The sequence below is a fragment of the Streptococcus sp. CF4-3 genome (genome assembly GCF_024295385.1).
GTDB lineage: Bacteria > Bacillota > Bacilli > Lactobacillales > Streptococcaceae > Streptococcus > Streptococcus infantis_I.
This window is the reverse complement of sequence record NZ_JANCPN010000005.1, coordinates 110678-133636: the sequence shown is the minus strand read 5'-3', so window position 1 is coordinate 133636 and position 22959 is coordinate 110678. Positions and strand designations below refer to the sequence as shown.

General features: G+C 38.8%; 22 protein-coding genes. 10 read left to right on the top strand and 12 right to left on the bottom strand.

Annotated elements, in window-relative coordinates; genetic code table 11:
• Position 1: 1 nt before the first annotated feature.
• Entirely contained in the window at positions 2–562 is a 561-nt protein-coding gene (locus tag NML75_RS06295) for a LemA family protein (RefSeq protein WP_254733505.1), read from the bottom strand.
• Between the two features lie 94 nt (positions 563–656).
• Between NML75_RS06295 and rsmG the strand changes: the two genes are divergently transcribed.
• Both rsmG and NML75_RS06285 read left to right on the top strand, forming a co-directional pair.
• Complete coding sequence (gene rsmG / locus NML75_RS06290; protein WP_254733506.1) at positions 657–1370, top strand: 16S rRNA (guanine(527)-N(7))-methyltransferase RsmG; 714 nt, start codon at positions 657–659, stop codon at positions 1368–1370.
• A gap of 311 nt (positions 1371–1681) precedes the next feature.
• Positions 1682–2965 carry a uracil-xanthine permease family protein gene (locus NML75_RS06285; protein WP_254733507.1) on the top strand — a complete coding sequence of 428 codons (1284 nt, stop codon included), beginning with the start codon at positions 1682–1684 and terminating at the stop codon, positions 2963–2965.
• A 78-nt stretch (positions 2966–3043) separates the two neighbouring features.
• Here the strand turns inward: NML75_RS06285 and NML75_RS06280 are convergent, their stop codons facing one another.
• The 5 genes from NML75_RS06280 to NML75_RS06260 form a co-directional block, all read right to left on the bottom strand.
• Positions 3044–3955 carry a DMT family transporter gene (locus NML75_RS06280; RefSeq protein WP_254733508.1) on the bottom strand — a complete coding sequence of 304 codons (912 nt, stop codon included), beginning with the start codon at positions 3953–3955 and terminating at the stop codon, positions 3044–3046.
• A gap of 9 nt (positions 3956–3964) precedes the next feature.
• Positions 3965–4897, bottom strand: coding sequence for a serine hydrolase domain-containing protein (locus NML75_RS06275; protein WP_004252488.1), 933 nt, complete (start codon positions 4895–4897; stop codon positions 3965–3967).
• The gene (locus NML75_RS06270) at positions 4894–5619 is read right to left on the bottom strand and encodes a CppA N-terminal domain-containing protein (protein WP_004252486.1); all 726 of its coding nucleotides are present in this window, start codon (positions 5617–5619) and stop codon (positions 4894–4896) included. The genes NML75_RS06275 and NML75_RS06270 overlap by 4 nt, the downstream gene beginning before the upstream one ends.
• A gap of 148 nt (positions 5620–5767) precedes the next feature.
• Positions 5768–6586: an endonuclease/exonuclease/phosphatase family protein gene (locus tag NML75_RS06265; RefSeq protein ID WP_004252485.1), complete on the bottom strand. Its 819-nt coding sequence runs from the start codon at positions 6584–6586 to the stop codon at positions 5768–5770.
• 53 nt (positions 6587–6639) lie between these two features.
• Positions 6640–8826: a PTS transporter subunit IIBC gene (locus tag NML75_RS06260; RefSeq protein WP_254733509.1), complete on the bottom strand. Its 2187-nt coding sequence runs from the start codon at positions 8824–8826 to the stop codon at positions 6640–6642.
• A 191-nt stretch (positions 8827–9017) separates the two neighbouring features.
• Between NML75_RS06260 and NML75_RS06255 the strand changes: the two genes are divergently transcribed.
• From NML75_RS06255 to NML75_RS06235, 5 genes are read left to right on the top strand one after another with little or no spacing between them, the layout of a single operon-like run.
• Positions 9018–9965 carry a TIGR01212 family radical SAM protein gene (locus tag NML75_RS06255; protein WP_070677896.1) on the top strand — a complete coding sequence of 316 codons (948 nt, stop codon included), beginning with the start codon at positions 9018–9020 and terminating at the stop codon, positions 9963–9965.
• Entirely contained in the window at positions 9949–10506 is a 558-nt protein-coding gene (locus NML75_RS06250) for a tRNA (mnm(5)s(2)U34)-methyltransferase (protein WP_004252480.1), read from the top strand. Before NML75_RS06255 ends, NML75_RS06250 begins: the two co-directional genes overlap by 17 nt.
• On the top strand, positions 10499–10753 hold the full coding sequence (locus NML75_RS06245) for a hypothetical protein (protein ID WP_004252478.1): 255 nt from the start codon (positions 10499–10501) through the stop codon (positions 10751–10753). The genes NML75_RS06250 and NML75_RS06245 overlap by 8 nt, the downstream gene beginning before the upstream one ends.
• Positions 10754–10764: 11 nt before the next feature.
• Positions 10765–12819 (top strand): cation:proton antiporter, encoded by a 2055-nt coding sequence (locus NML75_RS06240; RefSeq protein WP_004252477.1) that lies wholly within the window; start codon positions 10765–10767, stop codon positions 12817–12819.
• 39 nt (positions 12820–12858) lie between these two features.
• On the top strand, positions 12859–13722 hold the full coding sequence (locus NML75_RS06235) for a YihY/virulence factor BrkB family protein (RefSeq protein WP_004252475.1): 864 nt from the start codon (positions 12859–12861) through the stop codon (positions 13720–13722).
• A gap of 227 nt (positions 13723–13949) precedes the next feature.
• Here NML75_RS06235 and NML75_RS06230 read toward each other — a convergent pair whose 3' ends face one another.
• Both NML75_RS06230 and NML75_RS06225 read right to left on the bottom strand, forming a co-directional pair.
• A complete protein-coding gene (locus tag NML75_RS06230) occupies positions 13950–14891 on the bottom strand; it encodes an ATP-grasp domain-containing protein (RefSeq protein ID WP_254733510.1) in 942 nt (313 codons plus the stop codon).
• Positions 14892–14904: 13 nt separating this feature from the next.
• Positions 14905–16155, bottom strand: coding sequence for a dicarboxylate/amino acid:cation symporter (locus tag NML75_RS06225; RefSeq protein WP_254733511.1), 1251 nt, complete (start codon positions 16153–16155; stop codon positions 14905–14907).
• 245 nt (positions 16156–16400) lie between these two features.
• Here NML75_RS06225 and NML75_RS06220 point away from each other — a divergent pair, with 245 nt between their 5' ends.
• The 3 genes from NML75_RS06220 to NML75_RS06210 all read left to right on the top strand — a co-directional run bounded on the left by NML75_RS06220 (position 16401) and on the right by NML75_RS06210 (position 19416).
• On the top strand, positions 16401–16760 hold the full coding sequence (locus tag NML75_RS06220; RefSeq protein WP_254733665.1) for a DUF3397 domain-containing protein: 360 nt from the start codon (positions 16401–16403) through the stop codon (positions 16758–16760).
• 103 nt (positions 16761–16863) lie between these two features.
• Complete coding sequence (locus tag NML75_RS06215; RefSeq protein ID WP_254733512.1) at positions 16864–18534, top strand: N-acetylmuramoyl-L-alanine amidase; 1671 nt, start codon at positions 16864–16866, stop codon at positions 18532–18534.
• A gap of 165 nt (positions 18535–18699) precedes the next feature.
• On the top strand, positions 18700–19416 hold the full coding sequence (locus tag NML75_RS06210; protein ID WP_254733513.1) for a hypothetical protein: 717 nt from the start codon (positions 18700–18702) through the stop codon (positions 19414–19416).
• Between the two features lie 160 nt (positions 19417–19576).
• On the opposite strand, the gene NML75_RS06205 is transcribed toward NML75_RS06210, so the two are convergent.
• From NML75_RS06205 to NML75_RS06190, 4 genes are all read right to left on the bottom strand, one after another.
• Complete coding sequence (locus tag NML75_RS06205; protein ID WP_004252462.1) at positions 19577–19891, bottom strand: hypothetical protein; 315 nt, start codon at positions 19889–19891, stop codon at positions 19577–19579.
• A 181-nt stretch (positions 19892–20072) separates the two neighbouring features.
• Positions 20073–20858: an ABC transporter permease gene (locus NML75_RS06200; RefSeq protein ID WP_004252460.1), complete on the bottom strand. Its 786-nt coding sequence runs from the start codon at positions 20856–20858 to the stop codon at positions 20073–20075.
• A gap of 1 nt (position 20859) precedes the next feature.
• Entirely contained in the window at positions 20860–21678 is an 819-nt protein-coding gene (locus tag NML75_RS06195; RefSeq protein WP_004252458.1) for an ABC transporter permease, read from the bottom strand.
• 1 nt (position 21679) lies between these two features.
• A complete protein-coding gene (locus tag NML75_RS06190) occupies positions 21680–22672 on the bottom strand; it encodes an ABC transporter ATP-binding protein (protein ID WP_254733514.1) in 993 nt (330 codons plus the stop codon).
• Positions 22673–22959 lie beyond the last annotated feature (287 nt).

Here is a 22959-nt window from a genome sequence, read left to right as displayed (position 1 = left end):
CTTAGTCACCTAAACCACTAAAATCAACTCTAGGCACAGCCTTTTCTTCTTCTGGAGTTTGAAGGAAATCCGCTGCCTTGAAGCCAAATATAGCCGCAACCAGATTACTTGGGAAAGTTTCTAATTTAATATTGTAGTTGCTAACGACACTATTATAGAGCTGACGTGAATAAGAAATTTTATTTTCTGTGTTAGTCAGTTCTTCTTGTAAGTGAGCAAAATTGCTACTAGCCTTCAAGTCAGGATAATTCTCTGCAACCGCAAAAATACCAGATACCTGACGAGTCAGTGCATCACTAGCTTTCATGGCTTCTGCAGGTGTAGTTGCTGCAGCTACTTGTCTACGGAGTTCAGTCACCTTTTCTAGAGTAGAACTTTCGTATTTAGCGTAACCTTTTACTGTTTCAATTAAGTTTGGTAAGAGATCATTTCGACGCTTCAACTGAACATCAATCTGACTCCAAGCTTCCTTGGTCTGCATACGATTTTTCACCAATTTATTATAGCAGTCAATTACCAAGATAATAATTAGAGCAAGAAGTCCATAAAAAATCCAATTCATCATAAAGCTCCTTTCTGCCTTTTGATTAGTACAAGTATATCAAATTTCCATGTTTTTGTGGTAAAATAAGATGATATACAAGAAGGATATAACTATGAAACCAGAAACTTTTTACACACTACTTGCTGAACAGAATATTAATCTTACTGACCAGCAAAAAGCACAATTTGAGCGCTATTTCGAACTCTTAGTCGAGTGGAACCAAAAAATCAACCTGACTGCAATTACTGAAAAGGAAGAAGTTTATCTTAAACACTTTTATGATTCCATCGCTCCTATCCTACAAGGGTTGATAGAAAACCAAGAAATTAAGTTACTTGATATTGGCGCTGGTGCAGGATTCCCAAGTCTTCCTATGAAGATTCTCTACCCTCAGCTAGATGTGACCATCATTGATTCACTCAATAAGCGCATTAACTTTCTTCAGCTTTTAGCTGAGGAGCTTAATCTAAAAGGTGTTCATTTCTACCATGGGCGCGCAGAAGATTTTGCTCAAGAGAAGAATTTCCGTGCCCAATTCGACATTGTAACAGCTCGTGCAGTTGCTCGCATGCAGGTTTTGTCTGAATTAACCATTCCTTATCTAAAGGTGGGTGGAAAACTTTTGGCGCTTAAGGCCAGTAATGCACCAGAGGAATTGACAGAAGCCAAGAATGCCCTCAACCTTCTCTTTAGCAAGGTCGAAAACAACCTTAGCTATACACTTCCAAATGGAGACCCCCGCTACATTACCATTGTTGAAAAGAAAAAGGAAACTCCAAACAAATATCCACGTAAGGCTGGCATGCCCAACAAACGACCACTTTAAGCATTTTTAAAAAGATACCTAAAAAATCAGCCTCGCGTCTTTATTTCCTTGCTCTGGAAAAAATGATTTACAAAATCATGCCTCACTTTTTTGTTTCTTGGCTCGGGAAAAATTCGTTTACAAGACGAATTTTTTCTGCTATACTATCTTAAGCAAAGGTTTTTAATGTCATCCCGTGAGGTGACGAAGACGCAGAAATATATGAAATTCTTTAAGAATGAGATAATTCTCTTTTTGAAGAAGTCTTACTCTGAGAGCCTATTGCTGTAAAATAATGGGCTCTTTTTTGATGCCCAAAAAGTGAGGTATTTATGAAACAAGAATCAACTGTTGATTTGTTACTCGACGTTGACCAACGTCCTTCTTTTGGTAAGGGAATCCTACTCAGTTTCCAGCACGTGTTTGCCATGTTTGGTGCAACCATCTTGGTACCATTGATTTTGGGAATGCCTGTATCTGTTGCCCTCTTCGCTTCAGGGGTTGGTACCCTCATCTATATGTTTGCAACAGGTTTTAGAGTTCCTGTTTATCTTGGTTCTTCTTTCGCCTTTATTACAGCCATGTCACTTGCCATGAAAGAAATGGGGGGTGATGTATCTGCTGCTCAGACAGGGGTTATCCTAACTGGTTTTGTTTATGTCCTTGTTGCTGCAAGTGTTCGCTTCGCAGGTACAAAATGGATTGATAAACTCTTGCCTCCAATCATTATTGGTCCTATGATTATCGTTATCGGTCTTGGGCTTGCTGGTTCTGCCGTAACCAATGCTGGTCTTGTAGCTGACGGCAACTGGAAAAATGCTCTTGTAGCTGTGGTTACCTTCCTCATCGCTGCCTTTATCAATACAAAAGGAAAAGGTTTCCTTCGTATCATTCCTTTCCTCTTTGCAATTATTGGTGGATATCTCTTCGCGCTAGCACTTGGCTTAGTTGACTTCACTCCTGTTCTTCAAGCTAACTGGTTTGAAATTCCTGGTTTCTACCTACCATTTAATACAGGTGGTGCCTTCAAAGAATACGACCTTTACTTTGGTCCGGAAACAATCGCAATCTTACCAATCGCTATCGTAACCATTTCTGAACATATCGGTGACCACACCGTTCTAAGTCAAATCTGTGGACGCCAATTCTTGAAAGATCCAGGTCTTCATCGTACCCTTCTCGGTGATGGTATCGCAACTTCTGTTTCTGCCTTCCTTGGCGGACCAGCAAATACAACTTACGGTGAAAATACAGGGGTTATCGGTATGACTCGCATCGCTTCTGTATCTGTTATTCGTAACGCTGCTTTTATCGCTATCGCCCTTAGCTTCCTTGGAAAATTCACTGCCTTGATTTCTACAATTCCAAACGCTGTACTTGGTGGAATGTCAATCCTTCTTTATGGGGTTATCGCCAGCAACGGTTTGAAAGTTTTGATCAAGGAACGTGTAGACTTTGGTCAAATGCGTAATCTTATCATCGCAAGTGCAATGCTCGTGCTTGGACTTGGTGGAGCAATCCTTAAACTTGGTCCAGTTACACTTTCAGGTACTGCCCTATCAGCAATGACAGGTATCCTTTTGAACTTGATCTTGCCATACGAAAATAAAGACTAATGTAAAAAAAATAAAATCCACTCTCTTGAGTGGATTTTTTATATTCAATACTAACTTTTTGATAAGGTAACATAACATCTACGCTGATTTCTTTCTCTTTTCTTGCATTAAATCCTTTAAAGAAATAATAGTCACAGCCAATAAAATCATTGCCATACCAAGAAAATCTACAGGATAAAAGATATCTCCCATAATCATGAAAGCAAAGAATACCGCAGATATTGGCTCAATAGAGGCCAAGAGACTAGATTTGACTGGTCCAACCATACTTGCTCCCTTAAGAAAGGCCGTGTAGGCAAAAACAGTCCCGATGAGAATAATTCCAGCAAATGCTAAGAAAATATCAAAAGACATAGGTAGACTAGCACCGATAAACCCAGTAAATGGCACTGCTACAAAACCTGAGATGGTCATACCAACACCAATAACCAGAATGCTCCCCCATTTTTGAATGAGTTTAATGGGTGAAATGATATAAAGAGCATAGGTTAAAGCAGAGAACAAGCCCCAAAAGAGACCTGCTGGTGTCATAGAGAGCTGATCCAACTGACCATGAGTCGCAATTAAAAAGGTTCCACCTATTGCTAAAATCATAGAAAGGATTTCGGCTATAGTAGGTGCTACCTTATCCTTTATACATGTGTAAGCCAAGATTCCAACAGGACAGACATACTGAAGCACCGTCGCTGTACCTGCATTTGTCTCCTGAATAGCCGATAAATAAGCCAATTGATTCAGAAAGAGGCCAAATAAAGAAAATAGTAAGAGAGAAAAGAGACTTGATTTATCTTTTAGAAAAGCCAAAAATTGTTCCTTAGACTTTGTATAGGACAAGAGAACTAAGAGCAAACCTGCAACAATTAAACGAATATTGGTTAGGACTAGAGCCGATACCCCATGAGCCATTAGGTACTGACCACTGGTCCCAGACAAGCCCCAAGCAATACCAGCAATTACTGTAAAAAGAGTTCCTTTAAGAGCTTTTGACATACTTCCTCCCTAGTCTGCTTCACGAATTAGGTCCATGACCTGATTACGGTCTATGATCCACTGCGCACGCTCGTCTTTTTCGTAGGTTCTATTGGACAAGAAAATCGCAGCTTCCTGCTTCTTACGATTCCACATGATAAAGGTTCCAGTATAGCCTGTATGGTCTAGCCAATCACCTTCAAGATTCCAGGCCAAGGAGCGTTCCTTATCACTCAAATCTGAAAAATTCTGGCTTAATCCGTCAGCAAAATCATCCTGTAAATAATGCTCAAGGAAGATTTTTAAATCCTTCACAGTTGAAAACAAGCCTGCACTTCCAGCATGTTTACCTAGTAAACGTGCCTTAGGATCATGCACCACTCCTGCTTTCTGTCCCCGAACAGTTGGAACAGCACTGCTAACTGGTCCAAACTGAGTTTCCTTCATCTTCCATGGATCGAAAACTTGCTCTTGTAAAATCTGTTCTAAATCTTTTTCAAAGTAGTTCTCTAGGAGAAAACCGAGCAAGAGAAAGTGCACATCCGAGTAGAGAAAGGCTCTCTTCTCTCGGCGATTCAAATGAAACATAGCTTCTTTCAATTCTTCTGCATTCAACTGGTCTCTATTGATAATAAACGGGTCCAAGTCCGTAGAATGTGTGAGGAGTTGACGAATGGTGATATCTGGATAATCCGCCTCTGGAAGATAGGTCTTTATGGATTGATCGAGCTCAATCTTGCCTTGCTTCCACAAAAAAGTTAAGACAGTCCCAACTCCGACGACCTTGCTCACACTTGCCAAATCATAGACTAAACCTTGACAAGTCTGCTCTCCAATTTCTGGATTTGCTTCTCCGAGGTAGCAATCAAACCATTCACCATCCCGATAATACGCAAAAGAGGCACCAGGATAAATCCCTGCCTCAATTTGTTGCTCTATTTTTTGAATGATTTCTTGTTTCATACTTCTTCAAACCACAATTCGATATTGTTGGCATCCTTGGTTAGGAAAAACTTCTCAGACTTAGGAACAAAGTAACCTGCAGTTTCAAAACGTTGACGCAGACTAGCCAATTCAAGTTCTTTTACTTGGAATTTCAACATAGACAAATCCCAAGTTACATTATTTTCAACAAGCAAATCACTACCTTGAGCTTGTTTAAAAGTTATGCTAGTTTCGATTTCCTCTTTTTCAAGCAGGCTTGTCGTTTCAGCAGGCAAGTTAATTTCTGCTGAAATATCAAATGCTGTTAAATATTGCAGTTTCTCATCTTTTGTGAAAGTAACAGTTTCATCAAACTTTCTCAAATCTTTGATGTCATCTTCCGCATGGATTAGGACAAGATCCCCTTCTGGTGAAAGGATTTCAAAAGCATATCCCTTATTTCCTTTATAGAGTTGAGGAAGTTTTTCCATTCTAGCTAGCAGTGCTTCAACCTCGGATGGATTCGCTACTTTTACAATCAATCTAGCTAATTTTTTGATCCCTTCAACCTTACGGCTTCTCATACTTGGCGATTCTTCTAAAACCAATTTTTCAATGCCTGACTGGTCTCCTAGCGATAAGAAAGCCGACTCTTCAAGCAAGGGTTTCATACCCAAGGTTTGGATATAAAACAATTCATTTAATCTTCTATTATTTATCTTTAGCGTCGGGATCATACGCACAATTTGATTTACATTCATAAATTCCTCCAACACTTTTTATTTTAAAGGATTTTATTTCATTTTACAAGTTATTCAACTAAAAACTTTAACTATATTAACCCCTTGAATAAGGAATCCCCTTCGCATATCCGAAGGGGGACTCATTTTATTTTAGTAAAATTCTTTGTTAGTTCTTCCAAGAAAGTTCTGCTTGAAGACCATAGTGATCACTGACCTGCGGACTTGCTTGGCCATCAAAAACTACCTGTAACTTTTCTACCTGAAGATCTTTTGTCGTAAAGACGTAATCAATTCGAAGCGGTTCTGCATTTCCCTTCCAACCATCAATTTCTGGAGGAACAGTGTAGCTTCCACTTCTCTCTTTTGCAACTTCATAGGCATCCTGTAAGCCTAGCGGACTAGTTAGGATAGCTTGATAGCCTTCCTGACCTGCAGGGTTGTTAAAATCTCCAGCTAGTAATAGAGGTTTATTCAACTCTTTTAGAACTGCTTCAAATCTTGCCCATTCCTCTTGGAATCCTTTATCCCACCAAGAGAGATGCACACTCGCAACTGCAAGCTCTTTACCTTCTACTACTGTTTCTACTAGTGCAACTCGACGAGTGTGATAATCAGTTGGATCATCTACATCTGAAACCAAAATCTCACGCGCCTCAATCGGTGTTTTAGATAGAATTGAAACTCCCTCATGATAACGGTCATATCCGATATGATTATAAGCCCATGTCCAATAATAGTCCAGTCCTTTTTCAGACAACTTCTCTACCAAAAGACGAACATAGTGGTCTTGGTGAATGGGTTCTGCTGAAGGTAACGGATTGTAAAGTGGTCCAGACTCTACTTGAGTTGATGTAATTTCTTGGTTGATTTCTTGAAAACAAATCAAATCATAACTGTTTTCAAGTATATCTTGAAACAAGAGCTGAAATTTTTCTTCAGGATTTTTTTCCATCCAACTATGAGTATTGAGTGTTAAAAACTTCATGTTTTTCTCCTATAAACAAGAGGTTGGAAAACAGCTTCCAACCCCTTAGTGTATTACAATTCTACTTTTGCAACTGCTGTTTTAGCTGCAAGAGAACCGGTTTGTTCTAATTTAACTGACTTGATAGCATCTCCATTTGTAAAGACTACTACAGTTGTAGTTTCACGACCTGCTGCTTGAATAGCACCAAGGTCAGCTTTGACTAAGAGATCACCAGCAGCTACTGCTTGGCCTTCTGAAACCTTCACATCGAATGGTTTTCCTTCAAGGCTTACAGTATCAAGACCGATGTGGACAAGAACTTCAAGACCTGCTTCAGTTACAAGACCAAGAGCATGTTTAGTTGGGAAGATACTTGATACAGTACCTGAAACTGGAGATACAATATTTCCATTTGATGGTTCTACTGCAAATCCATCACCCATCATTTTTTGTGAGAATACTGGATCCTTAACTTGTTCCAATTCAATCACTTGACCATCAGCAACTGAGTACACTTCTTCAGTCACACCTTTGTATACAACAGTATCTTTTTGAGCTGCTGCCATTTGACTTGGAAGAGTTTCAGGAATCACTTCTCCAGAATCAAGAATATCTTGGATATCTGATTTTAAAACGTCAGCTTTAGGTCCGTAAATAGCTTGGACACCTTGTCCTTTCATGACAAGTCCCATAGCTCCTTCAGATTTCCATTGTTCTTCTGTTCCAACTTTTTCTGCATCTTTTACAGTAACGCGAAGACGAGTCATACATGCGTCGACATCAACGATGTTCGCACGTCCACCAAGAAGGTTGATGATGTTAACTGCTTGAGAAGCTTCTGCAACTTTAGTTTCACCGGCAGCTGAAGATTCAGAAGAACCATCTGCATTTTCGTAGTTACCGTTACGTCCTGGAGTTGCATAGTTGAATTTCTTAATCATGAAGTTAGCGATAAAGTACATGATAAATCCAAAGAGCACTGTCACCCAGATAAAGTTAACAATATCCATACCAATACCAGCGTTGATAGCTAGCGGAGTACGAGTCAAGAATTCGATTGAACCGAATGAGTGTACACGAAGGTTCACAATATCAGCCATTGCAAAGGCAGCACCTTGAACAAGAGCGTAAACAAGGTAAAGAGGTGTTGCGATGAACATGAACATGTACTCAATTGGTTCAGTTACCCCTGTCAAGAATGTTGCAAGAGCAGTTGCGATCATCATACCTTTGTATTGGTGTTTCTTATCTGGATCAACGTTACGGTAGATAGCCACAATGACACCCATCAAGATACCAAACGAACCAATCATTTGTCCAACTTTGAAACGAGCTGGATGTACTGTATCTAACAAGTGTTGGTATTGAGCTGCGTCAGTACCTTTAAGGTTTACAAGGTCAGTTACCCATGCAAGCCAAAGTGGATCTTGACCAAATACTTGAGTACCTTTTGCTGCACCAGTCATGACATCATAAGTACCACCAAGAGCTGTATAGTTCATTGGGATAGTCAACATGTGGTGAAGTCCAAATGGCAAGAGTAAGCGTTCCAAAGTACCATACAAGAATGGTGCTAGAACTGGAGCCGTTTCTTGAGAGTTGGCAATCCAGATACCAAAGCTGTTAATACCTGTTTGAACAAGTGGCCAGAAAATTGAAAGAAGGATTGCAGCGATTGCTGAACGAAGGATAACAACAAACGGTACAAATCGTTTTCCGTTAAAGAAAGAAAGTGCATCAGGAAGTTTACGGAAATTGTAGTATTTGTTAAAGGCAGTTGCCCCTACAAAACCAGAAATAATCCCTACAAACACACCCATGTTAAGTGCTGGAGCTTCAAACACGCTGATAAAGTAATCAGAAACTTTGATAGAGTTACCAAAGATTGTTGAAACCATAGCATTAGGATCTTTCAACATATCACCACTAACACTAAAGATAGCACCAGTGATACGGTTAATCAAGATAAAGGCAAGTCCTGCTGCAAAGGCACCACCTGCACGTTCTTTAGCCCAGCTACCACCGATAGCAAGAGCAAACAAGATATGTAGGTTACCGATAACTCCCCAACCAATTTGCTCAAGGATTCCACCTGTAACAACAAGTGGAGCAAAGTTAGGGTTAATCATTGCAAGTGTCTTACCGATTGAAATCATCAATCCAGCCGCTGGCATAACAGCGATAACCACCATTAGAGCCTTACCGAATTTTTGCCAAAACTCGAAAGACAAAACATTTTTGAATGTAGCTTTCATCATTCAAATCTCCTTATTTTATTTTAGTGCAAACGATTTACGAAAACGTTTGCACCGTTAACACCTCTATTATACCACTTTAATTTTTTTTGTAAAGGATTTATATAAGATTTTTTGATTTTAAAAATTTCTTACTTCTCTTCAATTGTTTACTAACTTTGAGTTTACTGGGGTTTTCTGATATAATATTAACTATGAAATCCTATAATACCTTGAATGATTATTATCGAAATTTATTCGGAGAAAAAACTTTCAAAGTTCCTATCGATGCCGGATTTGATTGTCCAAATCGTGATGGTACAGTAGCTCATGGAGGTTGTACTTTCTGTACGGTTTCTGGATCTGGAGATGCTATCGTTGCACCTGACGCTCCTATTCGTGAGCAATTTTATAAAGAAATTGACTTTATGCACCGCAAATGGCCAGATGTAAAAAAATATCTAGTCTATTTCCAAAACTTTACTAATACTCATGAAAAACTTGAAATCATTCGCGAACGCTATGAACAAGCTATTAATGAACCTGGTGTGGTTGGAATCAATATTGGTACACGACCAGATTGCCTGCCTGATGAGACTATCGAATACTTGGCAGAACTGTCAGAACGAATGCATGTTACTGTAGAGTTAGGTTTACAAACAACCTATGAGGAAACTTCTGAATTGATTAACCGTGCCCACTCCTATGAACTTTACGTGGAGACGGTTAAGCGCTTGAGAAAATATCCCAAGATTGAGATTGTAGCCCATTTGATTAACGGCTTGCCAGGTGAAACTCATGACATGATGGTGGAAAATGTTCGTCGCTGTGTGACTGATAATGATATTCAAGGGATTAAACTTCACCTACTTCACCTTATGACAAATACTCGGATGCAACGTGATTATCACGAGGGTAGACTGCAGCTTATGAGTCAAGATGACTATGTGAAAGTTATCTGTGACCAACTAGAAATTATTCCTAAACATATAGTCATCCATAGGATTACGGGTGATGCGCCTAGAGATATGCTGATTGGTCCTATGTGGAGTCTCAATAAATGGGAAGTTCTAAATAGCATAGAAGCTGAAATGAGACGTCGAGGTAGTGTCCAAGGATGCAAGGCTGTAAAACAGGAGTTTATGAATGAAAAAACCACTTGAAATGGCACATGATTTTCTTGCCGAAGTCATCACAAAAGATGATGTTGTTGTAGATGCAACAATGGGAAATGGACATGATACACTTTTCCTTGGCAAATTAGCTAAACAAGTCTACGCTTTTGATATACAAGAACAAGCTCTTGAAAAAACAAGTCAACGTCTACAAGAATCCGGATTGACCAATGTCAAGTTACTTCTACAAGGTCATGAAACCGTAGATCAGTTTGTAACTGAGGCGAAAGCAGCCATCTTTAATCTGGGTTATCTTCCTTCTGCCGATAAGTCTATCATTACTAAACCTCACACAACCATTGAGGCACTTGAAAAACTCTGTCAGATGCTCGTTAAAGGCGGACGAATAGCCATCATGATTTATTACGGGCATGAAGGCGGAGATATAGAACGGGATGCAGTTATGGATTATGTTAGTCAGTTACCACAACAAGAATATACTGCCACTATCTATCGCACCCTCAACCAAATTAACAATCCACCATTTTTAGTTATGATTGAAAAATTAGAAAGGTATCGCCATGGATAAACAATACCTACGAGATAAAATCGAAGCTCTTCGTCACAACTTTGTCGAGTCAACCCAACATGAACGTGCAGTTGGTATTTTGGATGAAGCACATATGAGTAAAAAAATGCTGAAAATCAAGAAGAAAATGATTTCACTTGAAATGGAGCGTTGTCAGAAAAAAATAGAACATAAGGACTGCTCAAAGATCGATCAAAAAATCCAAGAACAAAAGGAACTTTTTGAAAATTGTCGTAACCAAAAATAGGGAGGTGGAAAATGAATTTACTTTTTTATCTCTTGGTATTTTTACTGGTTCTTATTGTTTCTAGTACGACCAATAAACTTCTTCCCTTTTTACCCATGCCTCTGATTCAAATTTTGTTAGGGATTGGAATTGGACTTTGTTTACCCAACAACCAATATCATTTAGATACTGAGTTATTCCTAGCTTTAGTCATTGGCCCACTACTCTTTCGCGAAGCTCAAGAAGCAGACATTACTTCTATCCTAAAACACTGGCGGATTGTCCTCTACTTGATTTTTCCAGTTATCTTTATCTCAGCCTTGAGCATGGGGGGAGTCGCTCATGTCCTTTGGGCTAGCCTACCATTAGCCGCCTGTGTAGCAGTTGGTGCCGCCTTAGGGCCAACAGACCTAGTCGCCTTCGCATCTCTTTCTCAACGCTTTTCCTTCCCAAAGCGGGTCTCTAATATCCTAAAAGGGGAAGGTCTTCTGAATGATGCTTCTGGACTAGTAGCCTTTCGTATGGCTCTCATCGCTTGGACAACAGGAACATTCTCCCTTACCCAAGCCGGAACTTCATTAGCCATTTCCATCGTTGGAGGATTTACAGTCGGCTTAATAACGGCCTTAATCAATCGCTTCCTTCATACCTTTCTACTCAGTGTCCGTGCAACAGATATCGCAAATGAGCTCTTATTGGAACTTAGTTTACCTCTCTTGACTTTTTTCATAGCCGAAGAAATTCATGTTTCAGGCATCATCGCCGTTGTTGTTGCTGGGATTCTGAAAGCCAGTCGTTTCAAGAAAATAAACCTCCTGGAAGCGCAAGTTGATACAGTTACTGAGACTGTTTGGCAGACTGTAACCTTTATGCTCAATGGTTCAGTCTTTGTCATTCTTGGGATGGAACTGGAAATGATCGCGGAACCAATTCTTAAGAGTGCATTCTACAACAAAGTACTTCTCTTACTCAGCGTTTTCCTCTTGACCTTCCTGCTTTTTGCTATCCGCTTTGTCATGATCTATGGATTTTACGCATTTCGGATTAAGAAGCTTCATAAAAGTTTAGACAAGTATGTCAAAGACATGCTCCTCCTTACCTTTTCTGGTGTTAAGGGAACTGTATCCATTGCCACTATCCTTTTGATACCGTCTAATCTGGAACAAGAATACCCTCTTCTTCTCTTCCTCGTAGCTGGTGTAACCCTGGTCAGTTTCCTGACGGGATTACTAGTACTCCCGCACCTTTCTGAAGAGAAAGAACCATCTAAGGATCAGCTCATGCACATCGCTATCTTAAACGATGTTGCCATGGAATTAGAGAAGGATTTAGAGAACACAAAAAACAAGGTTCCACTCTATGCGGCTATTGACAATTATCATGGACGTATTGAAAATCTTATTCTTAGTCAGGAGAACAAGGAGATTCAGGAAGACTGGGAAGCTCTTAAACTCTTGATTCTCAGTGTTGAAAGCGATGGCTTGGAACAAGCCTATGAAGAAGGAAAGATTGGAGATCGTGCTTATCGTGTCTACCAACGCTATTTGAAAAGCATGGAGAAAAATATTAAGCGAAACTTTGCTTCTCGACTAACCTACTACTTCCTTGTCTCCATACGCATTCTTCGTTTTCTACTTCATGAATTGCTCACATTTGGGAAAACATTCCGTTCGTGGAAAGACAAGGAAAAACAGAGACTTCTTGCCATTGATTATGACCAGATTGCTGAACTCTACCTAGCCAACACTGAAATTATTATCGAGAGTTTGGAAAACCTCAAAGGGATTTATAAGAGTTCTCTGATCAGCTTTATGCAGGAATCTCGTCTTCGCGAAACCAGTCATATTACGAGTGGTGCCTTTGTGGAACGGGTTATCAATCGTATCAAACCCAATAACATTGATGAAATGCTTAGAGGATACTACCTTGAGCGTAAGTGTATCTTTGAATACGAAGCTCAAAAACTCATCTCAGCTCAATATGCCAAAAAGCTACGCCAAAATGTCAATAATTTAGAAACTTATTCCTTAAAAGAATCTGCTAATACCTTACCTTATGATATGATGGAATTAGTTCGAAGAAATTAAAGTCTATAGAAAACAAGAGAAAAACTGGAGGATTGTAACATGAAAAAGTTGTGGAAACAGCTGACTGATAGACCCTTATTAAAAGCTTTTTTGCACTACTATCAAGCCTCCGATAGTGAGTTAACTAGCGTTGCTGTTGCATACTATTGGTTGATTTCAATCTTCCCTTTACTTATGATAGTGGTCAATATCTTACCCTACTTTCAAATTCCCATCTCAAACTTTCTATTAACAATCAAGGAATTTTTACCAGATACAATCTATGAAGTTGTTGCAAAAATTGTCAGAGAAGTTCTGACTCAACCATCAACAGGTTTACTAAGTTTTGCTATCTTATCAGCTCTTTGGACTTTCTCCAAATCCATGGATTTTCTTCAGAAGGCCTTTAATAAAGCCTATGGAGTTGCAAAAAATAGAGGAATTATCTCACACCAGCTGATGAGTCTCTTGGTTAGCTTTGGCCTTCAAATTCTCTTTGCCCTTGCCTTATTCCTCAGTATGTTCGGCCATATGTTATTGGACCTGCTTAAAAACTACTGGAAATCCGAGAGTGCTCTGTTTTCTTATCTACAGGATTTTACAGGACCGCTGATCTATGCCTTTCTTTTTGCTACCGTGATTATGCTCTACTATTTCCTACCAAATGTTAAAGTAAGTCGGATTCGATACGTCATACCTGGAAGTCTCTTTGTACTAGTTAACACTATTGCATTATTAAACATCTTTGCAGCTTATTTCAACAATTATGTCAATTATCTCGTTGACGTCAGATTTTTCAGTTCTATCGTCGTTGTTGTGATGATGTTCTGGTTCATTATCATTGCCAAGATATTGATCATCGGTGCTGTCATCAATGCCAGTGTTCAAAGCCTAAAAGACCCCGACTTTAAAGCAAATCAATAATTTTTTATCGATTAATACTCAATGAAAATCAAAGAGCAAACTAAGAAGCGAGCCGCAGGTTGCTCAAAACACCGTTTTGAGGTTGTGAATAGAACTGACGAAGGCAGCTCAAAATACTATTTTGAGGTTGCAGATGGAAGCTGACGTGGTTTGAAGAGATTTTCGAAGAGTATAAACAAATTAATCCCCCAGTCATTCTCTACTGGGGGATTTTTGAATTTGCTACTTTATTGTCCACTCGTTAGGGCTTGCAATTCTGTTTTTAGATATTGAGCCAAATGTTGGTGAGCAAAAATATTAGCATTTTTTTCTGCGGTAGGATTGTAGTTGGTGTTGGTATTTACATCATAAACATAAATATCACCACTCTCTGACTGAACCCATTCAATAGCAGCAACTTCAATCTGAGCATTCTTAAGGAAGTTCTCATAAGCTTCTCTTCGAGAATCTGGTAAAGGTTCTGTAATCTGGAATTTTTCAGACGTTTCTAGTTGTTCTGGTCTCTTGCCAATTTGACAACCATCTGCTGGACAAAGTTGGAATCCATCTGAAGAATCGATTGAAACAGTATAAAGGAACTTTTGGTTGATAAACTCTGAACGGCGAATGCGTCCATCACTTGGTTTGATGTAGGCTTGTAACAAGGTAATCCCATCCACTGATGGTTCAAAGAGAGAACTATTGACATAAGCTTCCAATTCTTCTTCATTTTGGAAGAGTTGAACGCCTAATCCCTTACCTGCTCGATTATGTTTGGTAATCAAAGGATAAATGTTTAATTTTCTTGCTGCTTCAATGATGTTTTCTTGCCCTAAAACCGCAACTGTTGCAGGAGTCTCGATACCAGATTCGTTTAACTTCAAATATTGTTTGACTTTACTAATTTCAAGGTTGATAGCACCGGTACCATTCACAACTTTGCGTCCGTGTGCTTCTAACCAAGTAATCACTTGCTCTGTAAATTCTGGTGCATAACGATGTCCTCTTGTGTGAGAAGAGGCAGACATACGATTGTAAAAGATACCTTGCGGCGGTGGGCTTTGCAAATCTAAAATCCCACTAGACAAATCCCATAGTTCATAAGGGACTTCTAATTCTTCCAACCATTTCACTAAATGTTGAGTCCATTCTAGATTCTCATGAATCACATAAACTTTTGCTTCACTCATTATTCATATCTCCTTAAGAAAAGCTGACTGATAATTGGCTTTCTTTTTCTTCTTCTAAAATATATCCTTCTGTTTTTTCGATAACGCTGACTGTTAAGATTTGACCTAAAACATTGATCATGGTACGGCCAGCATTGACAAAGAAATCAACTGCAAAAATCAAGGCCACTCCTTCAACTGGCAAGCCCAATTGAGGTGCTGCAGCTAATAGAACTACGATAGCTCCTGATGGCACAGTTGCTGCAGTTTTTCCAATCAAAGTCAACAATAAAACAGTAAACAAGAGACTTGATAAAGAAAATTGAATACCATAGGCATGGGCAATAAAAATTGTCGCTACTGAGAAATAAACCGCTGCTCCTTCTAAGTTAAAAGTATATCCTAAAGGAACAACTAAATCAATTGTATGCTCGTCATGTCCCTGTTTTTTCAAATCTCTAAGTAGTGATGGCAAGACCACACTAGAACTTCCAGTAACAAAAGCCAAAGTCAAGAGACTCCAATTTTCACGAAAGGCTGATAAATACGGTACTTTAAAGAAGAAAGCAATTAAAGGGAAAATAAGGAGAACCAAAACAGCATAAGCCAGATAAGTTCCAATGACAAACTGGCCAAGTCCAATCAATTTGTCAACACCAGTAGTTGCAACATCTTTAGCGATAAATCCAAAAATACCAATCGGTGATAGTTTGATAATTACTGCAACAATCTTGTAAATGGCTTCAATCCAGATTTGGAAACCTTCGATAATCTTCTGAGATTTATCAGACTTAAGATTCCCAATTCCGTAACCAAGAAAGATTGCAAAAACGATAATTGGCAATAGAGCGCCATCTGAAAGAGATTTAACGATATTTGATGGAATGAAACCAAGCAAAAATTCGCTGAACTTGACATTGTTAGTAATCCCATCAAGGTTTCCACCAGTTTGACCGATATTCACTCCTTGACCAAATCCTAAATAGTAACTAGCAAATACAAACAAAAGAGTAATGGCAGTTGTTACAGCAAAAAAGTAAACCAAACTCTTGGTCAAGATTTTTCCGAAAGATTTTTTTCCGATAACTCCAGCTACTGCAACAACGATGGTTGGGAAGATTAGCGGAATGATAACCATATTGATCAATTTAATAAAGGCTTGACCTAAAAATTGATAAAAGCCTGCAAATTGTGGCCAGATAAGGGCAGCGATAACACCCAAGACCAAAGCCACCAATAATTGAATGCCTAGTGAGAGTTTTGACCATAAAGTAACTAATTTCATAAGAAACTCCTTTGTTTTATTTGCTACTCATTCTACTACTATTCTTCTCTCCTGACTAATATATATTTTTTATTGTCATCATAAAAAAGATTTATCATGAAGGTTCAAACTACTCCAACTTTACAAAGTAAATCACATTAATGTTTGATATAGTATAAAAAATCAATTTCTAAACAAAAATTTTTAGAAAAACACTGTTAAATCAAGGAATATGCTTTTCTTTTATTCAAATTTTATGATACAATATTGTTATGATTTTAATGAAACTCGCTTCCGTCTTGCTTTTGGTACTAACCTTGGCTTTGGCTATTATCTTTAGTAGATTTTTTAAGTTAAAGAAAAAGGGGATTAACTTTGCAGATTTGGCTTTTCCTTTTCTGATTTTTGAATACTATTTAATCAGTGCAAAGGTTTTTACCCATAATCAACTTCCCATTTTGGGGGCAGCCCTATCTTTGCTGGCCATCATTCTAGCTTTTTTCTTCCTGAGCAAAAAACGTAGCTTTTATTATCCAAAATTCCTTAAATTCTTTTGGAGAGCTGGATTTCTGCTCACATTGCTCATCTACATCATCATGATTGCTCAAATCTTCATGATGAAATAAATCATGCCAGCACCTCAACAGTTGGCGACTAGTTCTTCCACATGAGGTGCTTTTCTAATGACATTTCAAAAAGAGATTAATAAAAAAATAGGAGATCAAACAAGTGAAAAAAATGCTCTTGGCAAGTGCCATCACGCTTACTTACCTAGGAATCACAACAAACCCAGCTTTAGCTGAAGAAAGTAAAGTACAAACTACTTCAGCAGAAACAACGCAACAACCTACAACAGCTAACAAGGTTGAAACGAAGGAAGCAGTTCCTTCTACTGAAGCAAGTTCAAGCGTACCAACAACTTCTACAACAAATCCAAGTGAAACTCCAGCTAAGAAAGAGAAAGACAAGGCTCCAGAAGTCAAAAAAGATGGTTGGGTATTAGAGGAAAACCACTGGTGTTTCTATGAAAACAATGCCCCTGTTCTTAACTGGAAAAAAATTCAAGGAAAATGGTACTACTTCAACAAAGATGGCATCATGCTAAGCGATACTATTTTTGACGGATATATCCTGACTAGTAGCGGGGCTATGGTCGATTCTGGTTGGAGTAAACTCCAAGATAAATGGTATTACGCTAACGCTTATGGAAAAATTTCTCAACAAAAATGGGATAAAATCGGTGGTGTCTGGTACTATTTTGATCAAGACGGAGTCATGCTCAGCAACACCATTTTTGACGGTTATCTCTTTACCAATAGTGGTGCCATGGCTGAGAATTCCTGGGTAAAACAAGATGGACAATGGTACTATTCCCTTTCTTCTGGTAAAGTAATCAAAAACAAGTGGGATAAAATTAGTGGTACCTGGTACTACTTTAACAAAGATGCTACTATGGCAAGTAACCAATGGCAAGGTAGCTACTACCTAAAAGCTAGCGGGGCCATGGCTGAAAAAGAATGGATTTTCGATAAAAATTATGATAGCTGGTTCTACTTGAAATCTGGTGGTGCTTACGCAGCACGTGAATGGATTGGTTCCTACTACCTCAAGGCAGGTGGCTACATGGCTAAGAGCGAATGGATTGACGACAGCTACTATAAAGCCCGCTACTATGTAGATGAAAATGGAGTCTATGTTACAGGGACCCATAAAATCGATGGACAAACTCATCAATTCCAAAGCAATGGGAAGTGGATTGGTGAAACTTCTGTGGGTCGTGGTTTTGAAAAAGGGAAATATAACAATATTATCTTCCTAGATCCTGGCCATGGTGGTAAAGATCCTGGTGCATCTTATTATAACATCACTGAAAAAGAACTGAATATGCAAGTTTACCAAAAGCTACGCAAGGAACTTGAAGGACTTGGCTATACTGTTCTTTCTTCAAGAGACAGTGATGTCTTTGTAGACTTTGTCACCGAACGTTCAAGAATGGTTAATAAGACTGATTCAGATATCTTTATTAGTATTCACTTCAATGCTAGTGGTAATCCAGCTTCAAACAGAGCTGGAATCCAGACTTATTCTTATGAAGCAGCTGCTGGTTATCCTTCTAAGATCAATCCATACTGGCATAACCATCCCGACCGTATCAGTGAAAGCAATCGCCTAGCTGCAGATATCCACTCTTCCCTATTAGCTGAAACTGGTGCTAAAGATGCAGGACTCCTACAAAGTAGTTTTGCGGTCCTTCGAGAAACTGATAAACCAGCCGTTCTATTGGAATTGGGATATATTGACAATTTCAATGAAAACCAACAAGTTCGTAGTGATGCTTACCAAAATAGATTGGTAGCAGGGATTGTCAAAGGTATTCAAAAATATTACGCAGGTAAATAAAGTAAAAGTCTCGAGAAAGCTCGAGACTTTTTGTGTATAAGAATTCTGAATGAAAATATTTTTTTAAAAATTATAAATACTTGACAATATATACATATATGATACAATATAGACAATAAGGTTCGCCTTAGAAAAATAATGAAAAATTAAAGAGGAGATAAAACAATGAAAAAAGTTTTATTAACAAGTGTATTGGGATTATCAGCGATTGCTAGCGTTTCTTATGCAGCTACTGAAGTTCCTTCTATCCCAGGAGTAACTGCTTCAACTGCTGGGACAGTTACAGTAGCAAATGCTAAGAATAACCATAACAACCGTTTTGGTTATGCTATTTCTCCATTAAGAAAAGAAAAAGCTATTAATTTTGCAGGTGCTAAGACTTATCCAGCTAAACCATATCCAGGAACAGACGGCAAACCTTTGAATGATTCAACTCGTGAGTTTGGACACAACACTCGCTTTGGTGCAGGTTTTAACGCTACTAAATCAGCTACTCCAGCTACTCCAGCTACTCCAGCTAAGCCAGCTACTCCAGCTAAGCCAGCTACTCCAGCTAAGCCAGCTACTCCAGCTAAGCCAGCTACTCCAGCTACTCCAGCTAAGCCAGCTACTCCAGCTACTCCAGCTAAGCCAGATCCAAAAGCAATTCCAGGTGTAACACGTCCAACTACAGAAATTGTTACTGAAGCAAATGCTGCTAACAACCACAACAACCGTTTTGGTTATGCTGTTTCACCACAATATAAAGATGCTTACAGTGTATCAGGTGCTGAAACTTATAATACATCTGCTCCAATTGAAGGAACAGATGGTAAACCTTTGAATGATTCAACTCGTGAACTTGGAGATAACACTCGCTTTGGTGCAGGTTTTTCAAAATAATCTAAGGAATTTATCATTTTATTTAACTTTTAAATAAGTTAAATAAATATAGGAGAAAACCAAGTTGGTTTTCTCCTTTTTCTTTTTTTGAAAAATGTTTAACTTTTTCATAATTTTGGCTTTTACTTTAGTGATATTATTTTTTCATATTCAGGTTAAATTACCTTGCTTTAATATTTTTTTCTGGAAATAGAAATCCAATCCCCACACAAGCCAGAACACCAGCACCGATTACCAACCCACTTGAAAGTGGCAAAATATCAAGAATAGCATTTGCAATAATAAAAGCAATAATCAAGCACATGAGACTAGCTTTATAATCTTTTTTAACCAAATTCTCAAGAGTAAAGAATAAGAATAGACCTACTGGAAAAAGTGCCCAGATGTTAACATCCAAACTTGGCCATCCAACTAAACCAAAATACAAAACTGCTGCTGCAACGACTATAAATCCGATACCTAATACTTTTTTCATGATATAACCTCATTTTCTATTTTGTTAGGAAGCTTAATCTCCCTTTGACAATTACTACTATAACAGAAATAAAAATCGCAAACAATAGGTTTTGCCTATGTGGTAGTCATGATAGACTATGTGGTCAGAATTTAATAAAAAGGAAAAAGAATCCTGTCCTGAGACAAGGCTTTATTTATTTTTAAGAACCCGCACTTTCGTAGGCATCCAATCCCCTGTCCCAAAGTTTGAGGGAAATAACAAAAAAAACAAGGGAAATCAGAATCAAACCACCAATATTAAAGAAGACATCCTTATCCTGCAAGAAATAGCTGGCAGGATAGTAGGCCGTAAAGGCGAAAGGCACAATAAAGCTAATTAACCAACGAAGGAGCGAATTGTAAATGGAAATCGGGTATTTGGCAAAATCATTAAACATATAGAAAATGTAAATCATGGCACCTGACTGCTTGGTCCAAAAAGCGATGCTGGCTGTCGCAATTTTCAAGGAAGTATAAATCAAGGTCGCAAAAGGAATACAAACTAGGAAAATCAGGAATTTGGGAAGAGTCCAAGCAATGCTAGTCGCCGTTGTCGCTAGTAAGATTCCACCGACCAAAAGTTCACCCAATGCATCAATCTGAAAGGTCTCAACAAGGATGTGAAAGAGAGGATTGATAGGACGAGTCAGATACTTGTCAAACTCCCCTTTTCGAACTAGTCGTTGACCTAAAGCCCAGAGATTGTCAAAAAAGAGATGATCTAATCCCTTTGGAATTAAGGAAAATCCATAGATAAAGGCAATCTCTTGAAAGGTCCAACCTTCTAGCGAGGGGATGTGTTGAAAAATGACATTGAGAAACAAGAGGTTTAGGCCTTGAGTTAGAAAGACTCCCAAGACACCTACCACAAAATCCACCTTGTATTCCATGATTTGCTTGATGTATTGTCTAATAAAAATCAGATGCATGCGCTGATATTTTTTCATCCTAACCTCCCTGAATGGTGATAAATGACTGGACTCGTTTCCAGATCAACTGAGACAAGCCCACCATCACTATAAGCCAGAAAAACTGAAGCAAAAGTGCTTTAAGAATCTGACTGGTATCGTATTTCCCAACAATAATCATGACCGGAGTGTAAATCAAGGATGAAAATGGCAAGAAGGATAGAATATCTGAAACGATTTTCGGAAAGAAAGCCAAGGGAATTAAACTTCCAGACATAAAGGCCACTATTGAAGTCTTGAGTAGGTTGGAACCCCATAGATTTTTAAACACAAAAGCTGAAAATCCAAAGCAGATATTAAAGAAAAAGTTAATCAGATAAGCCAGAGTTAAGCTAAAGAGATAAAGGACAGTTAATCCCAGCACTTCTACAATACCTTGCCCAGATAAGATTTTCATCAAAACAATGACACTTAAAAATGGCAGTCCAACAGAGATAAAAATCAACCACTTGGAGCCAAGTTCGGTGAAAAGATAAGAGGCCGCAAAATGCACTGGTCGCAACAAACGCATGATAATGGAACCATCCTTGACCTCCTCCCCAATCATAAAGGAGCTATCAGACCTGGTCAAAAGATTGGTCACAAAACTCATGATGATGTAGAGGGTGATATCCGCCATACTGAAGCCCTGAATCAAGGACTCTTGCGACGAATCAAAGACTGCCTTCCAAAGATAAAAGGCCACAAAAGCCCCCATGACATCACCAATCCGATAGAGAATAAAGTTGACTCGATAGGTAATCAACTCCTGAATCCCCGCATTGATAAAGGGTTTATAACGTCTCCACAATTTGACCATCTTAGAGCTCCTTTCGATAGAAGCGACGGATAATATCTTCAATATCCGTATCTACCATCTTCAAATCACGGACTTCAAAATCAGATAAGGTTTGCTTGATAATATCAGCTGATTGGTAGCGGGAACTATTGAATTCAATTATTAGGTTATTTCCTTGTCTATCAATGGATATATCAGACAAGCCTTCATAATGAGAGACGAGTTGACTTTGACCTGGCGTCAGCTCAAAGGAAAGAGTCTTCATCTTGCCAAAGGTCTCCTTGAGCTGGCCAACCGTCCCATCAAAAATCTCCTGCCCCTTATCAATCATAAAAATCCGATCACAGAGTTGCTCAATGTCACTCAGATCGTGAGTGGTCAAGAGAATAGTTGTTTCTTCCTCCTGATTGATCTGGGTGATAGCACGTCGAATGTTGTCCTTGACCGAAACGTCCAAGCCAATGGTCGGCTCATCTAGAAAGAGAACCTTGGGATTGTGAAGCAAGGAGGCCGCAATATCCGCCCGCATCCGTTGACCCAATGAAAGAGTCCGCACAGGATCCTTGATAAATTCTTTCAAATCCAAAACTTCATTCAAAAAGTCCATGCGATTATGGAAAAGCGAGTCTGGCACATCGTAAATCTCCTTCAAGACCGTGTAGGTCTCTTGCAGTGCCAAATCCCACCATAGCTGGGTACGTTGTCCGAAAACGACTCCAATATCCTTGACATAATCTTGGCGATTGTCCTGGGGAATCTTGCCGTTAATCCGACAAAAACCAGATGTCGGTTTTAAAATCCCTGTCAGCATTTTGATGGTGGTTGACTTCCCAGCACCATTTGCCCCTATAAATCCTAAAATCTGCCCTTTTGGAACCTCAAAGGTCAAATCTTTGACCGCTTCAAAGGACTGCTTTTCAGGATGAACAAAGGAGCGCAAAGCTCCCTTTAACCCCGGCTCCTTAACTGTCTTCACAAAATTTTTCTGAAGATGTTGCACTTCTATCATTGCCATATCTATCTCCCTATCGTAAGAAACAACATTGTATTTTTGACTACAAATATTCTAAATCCTTACTTTCTACACCTTCTCAATATTATTACAGAAGGATTCATACCAACCTATTATAATCCAATAAATAAAGGAATGCAAGCGTTTGCTTATAGATTATGAAATTAGATATTTCTCTCTTAAAATAATGCTTTTGAGTCAGAAATTCTGGTTTATTAGTTTCCTTTAAACACCAAAAAACCTGCCATTAGGGGTAGGCTACGAATTGTAAAAAGGCAAACTATTTTGAT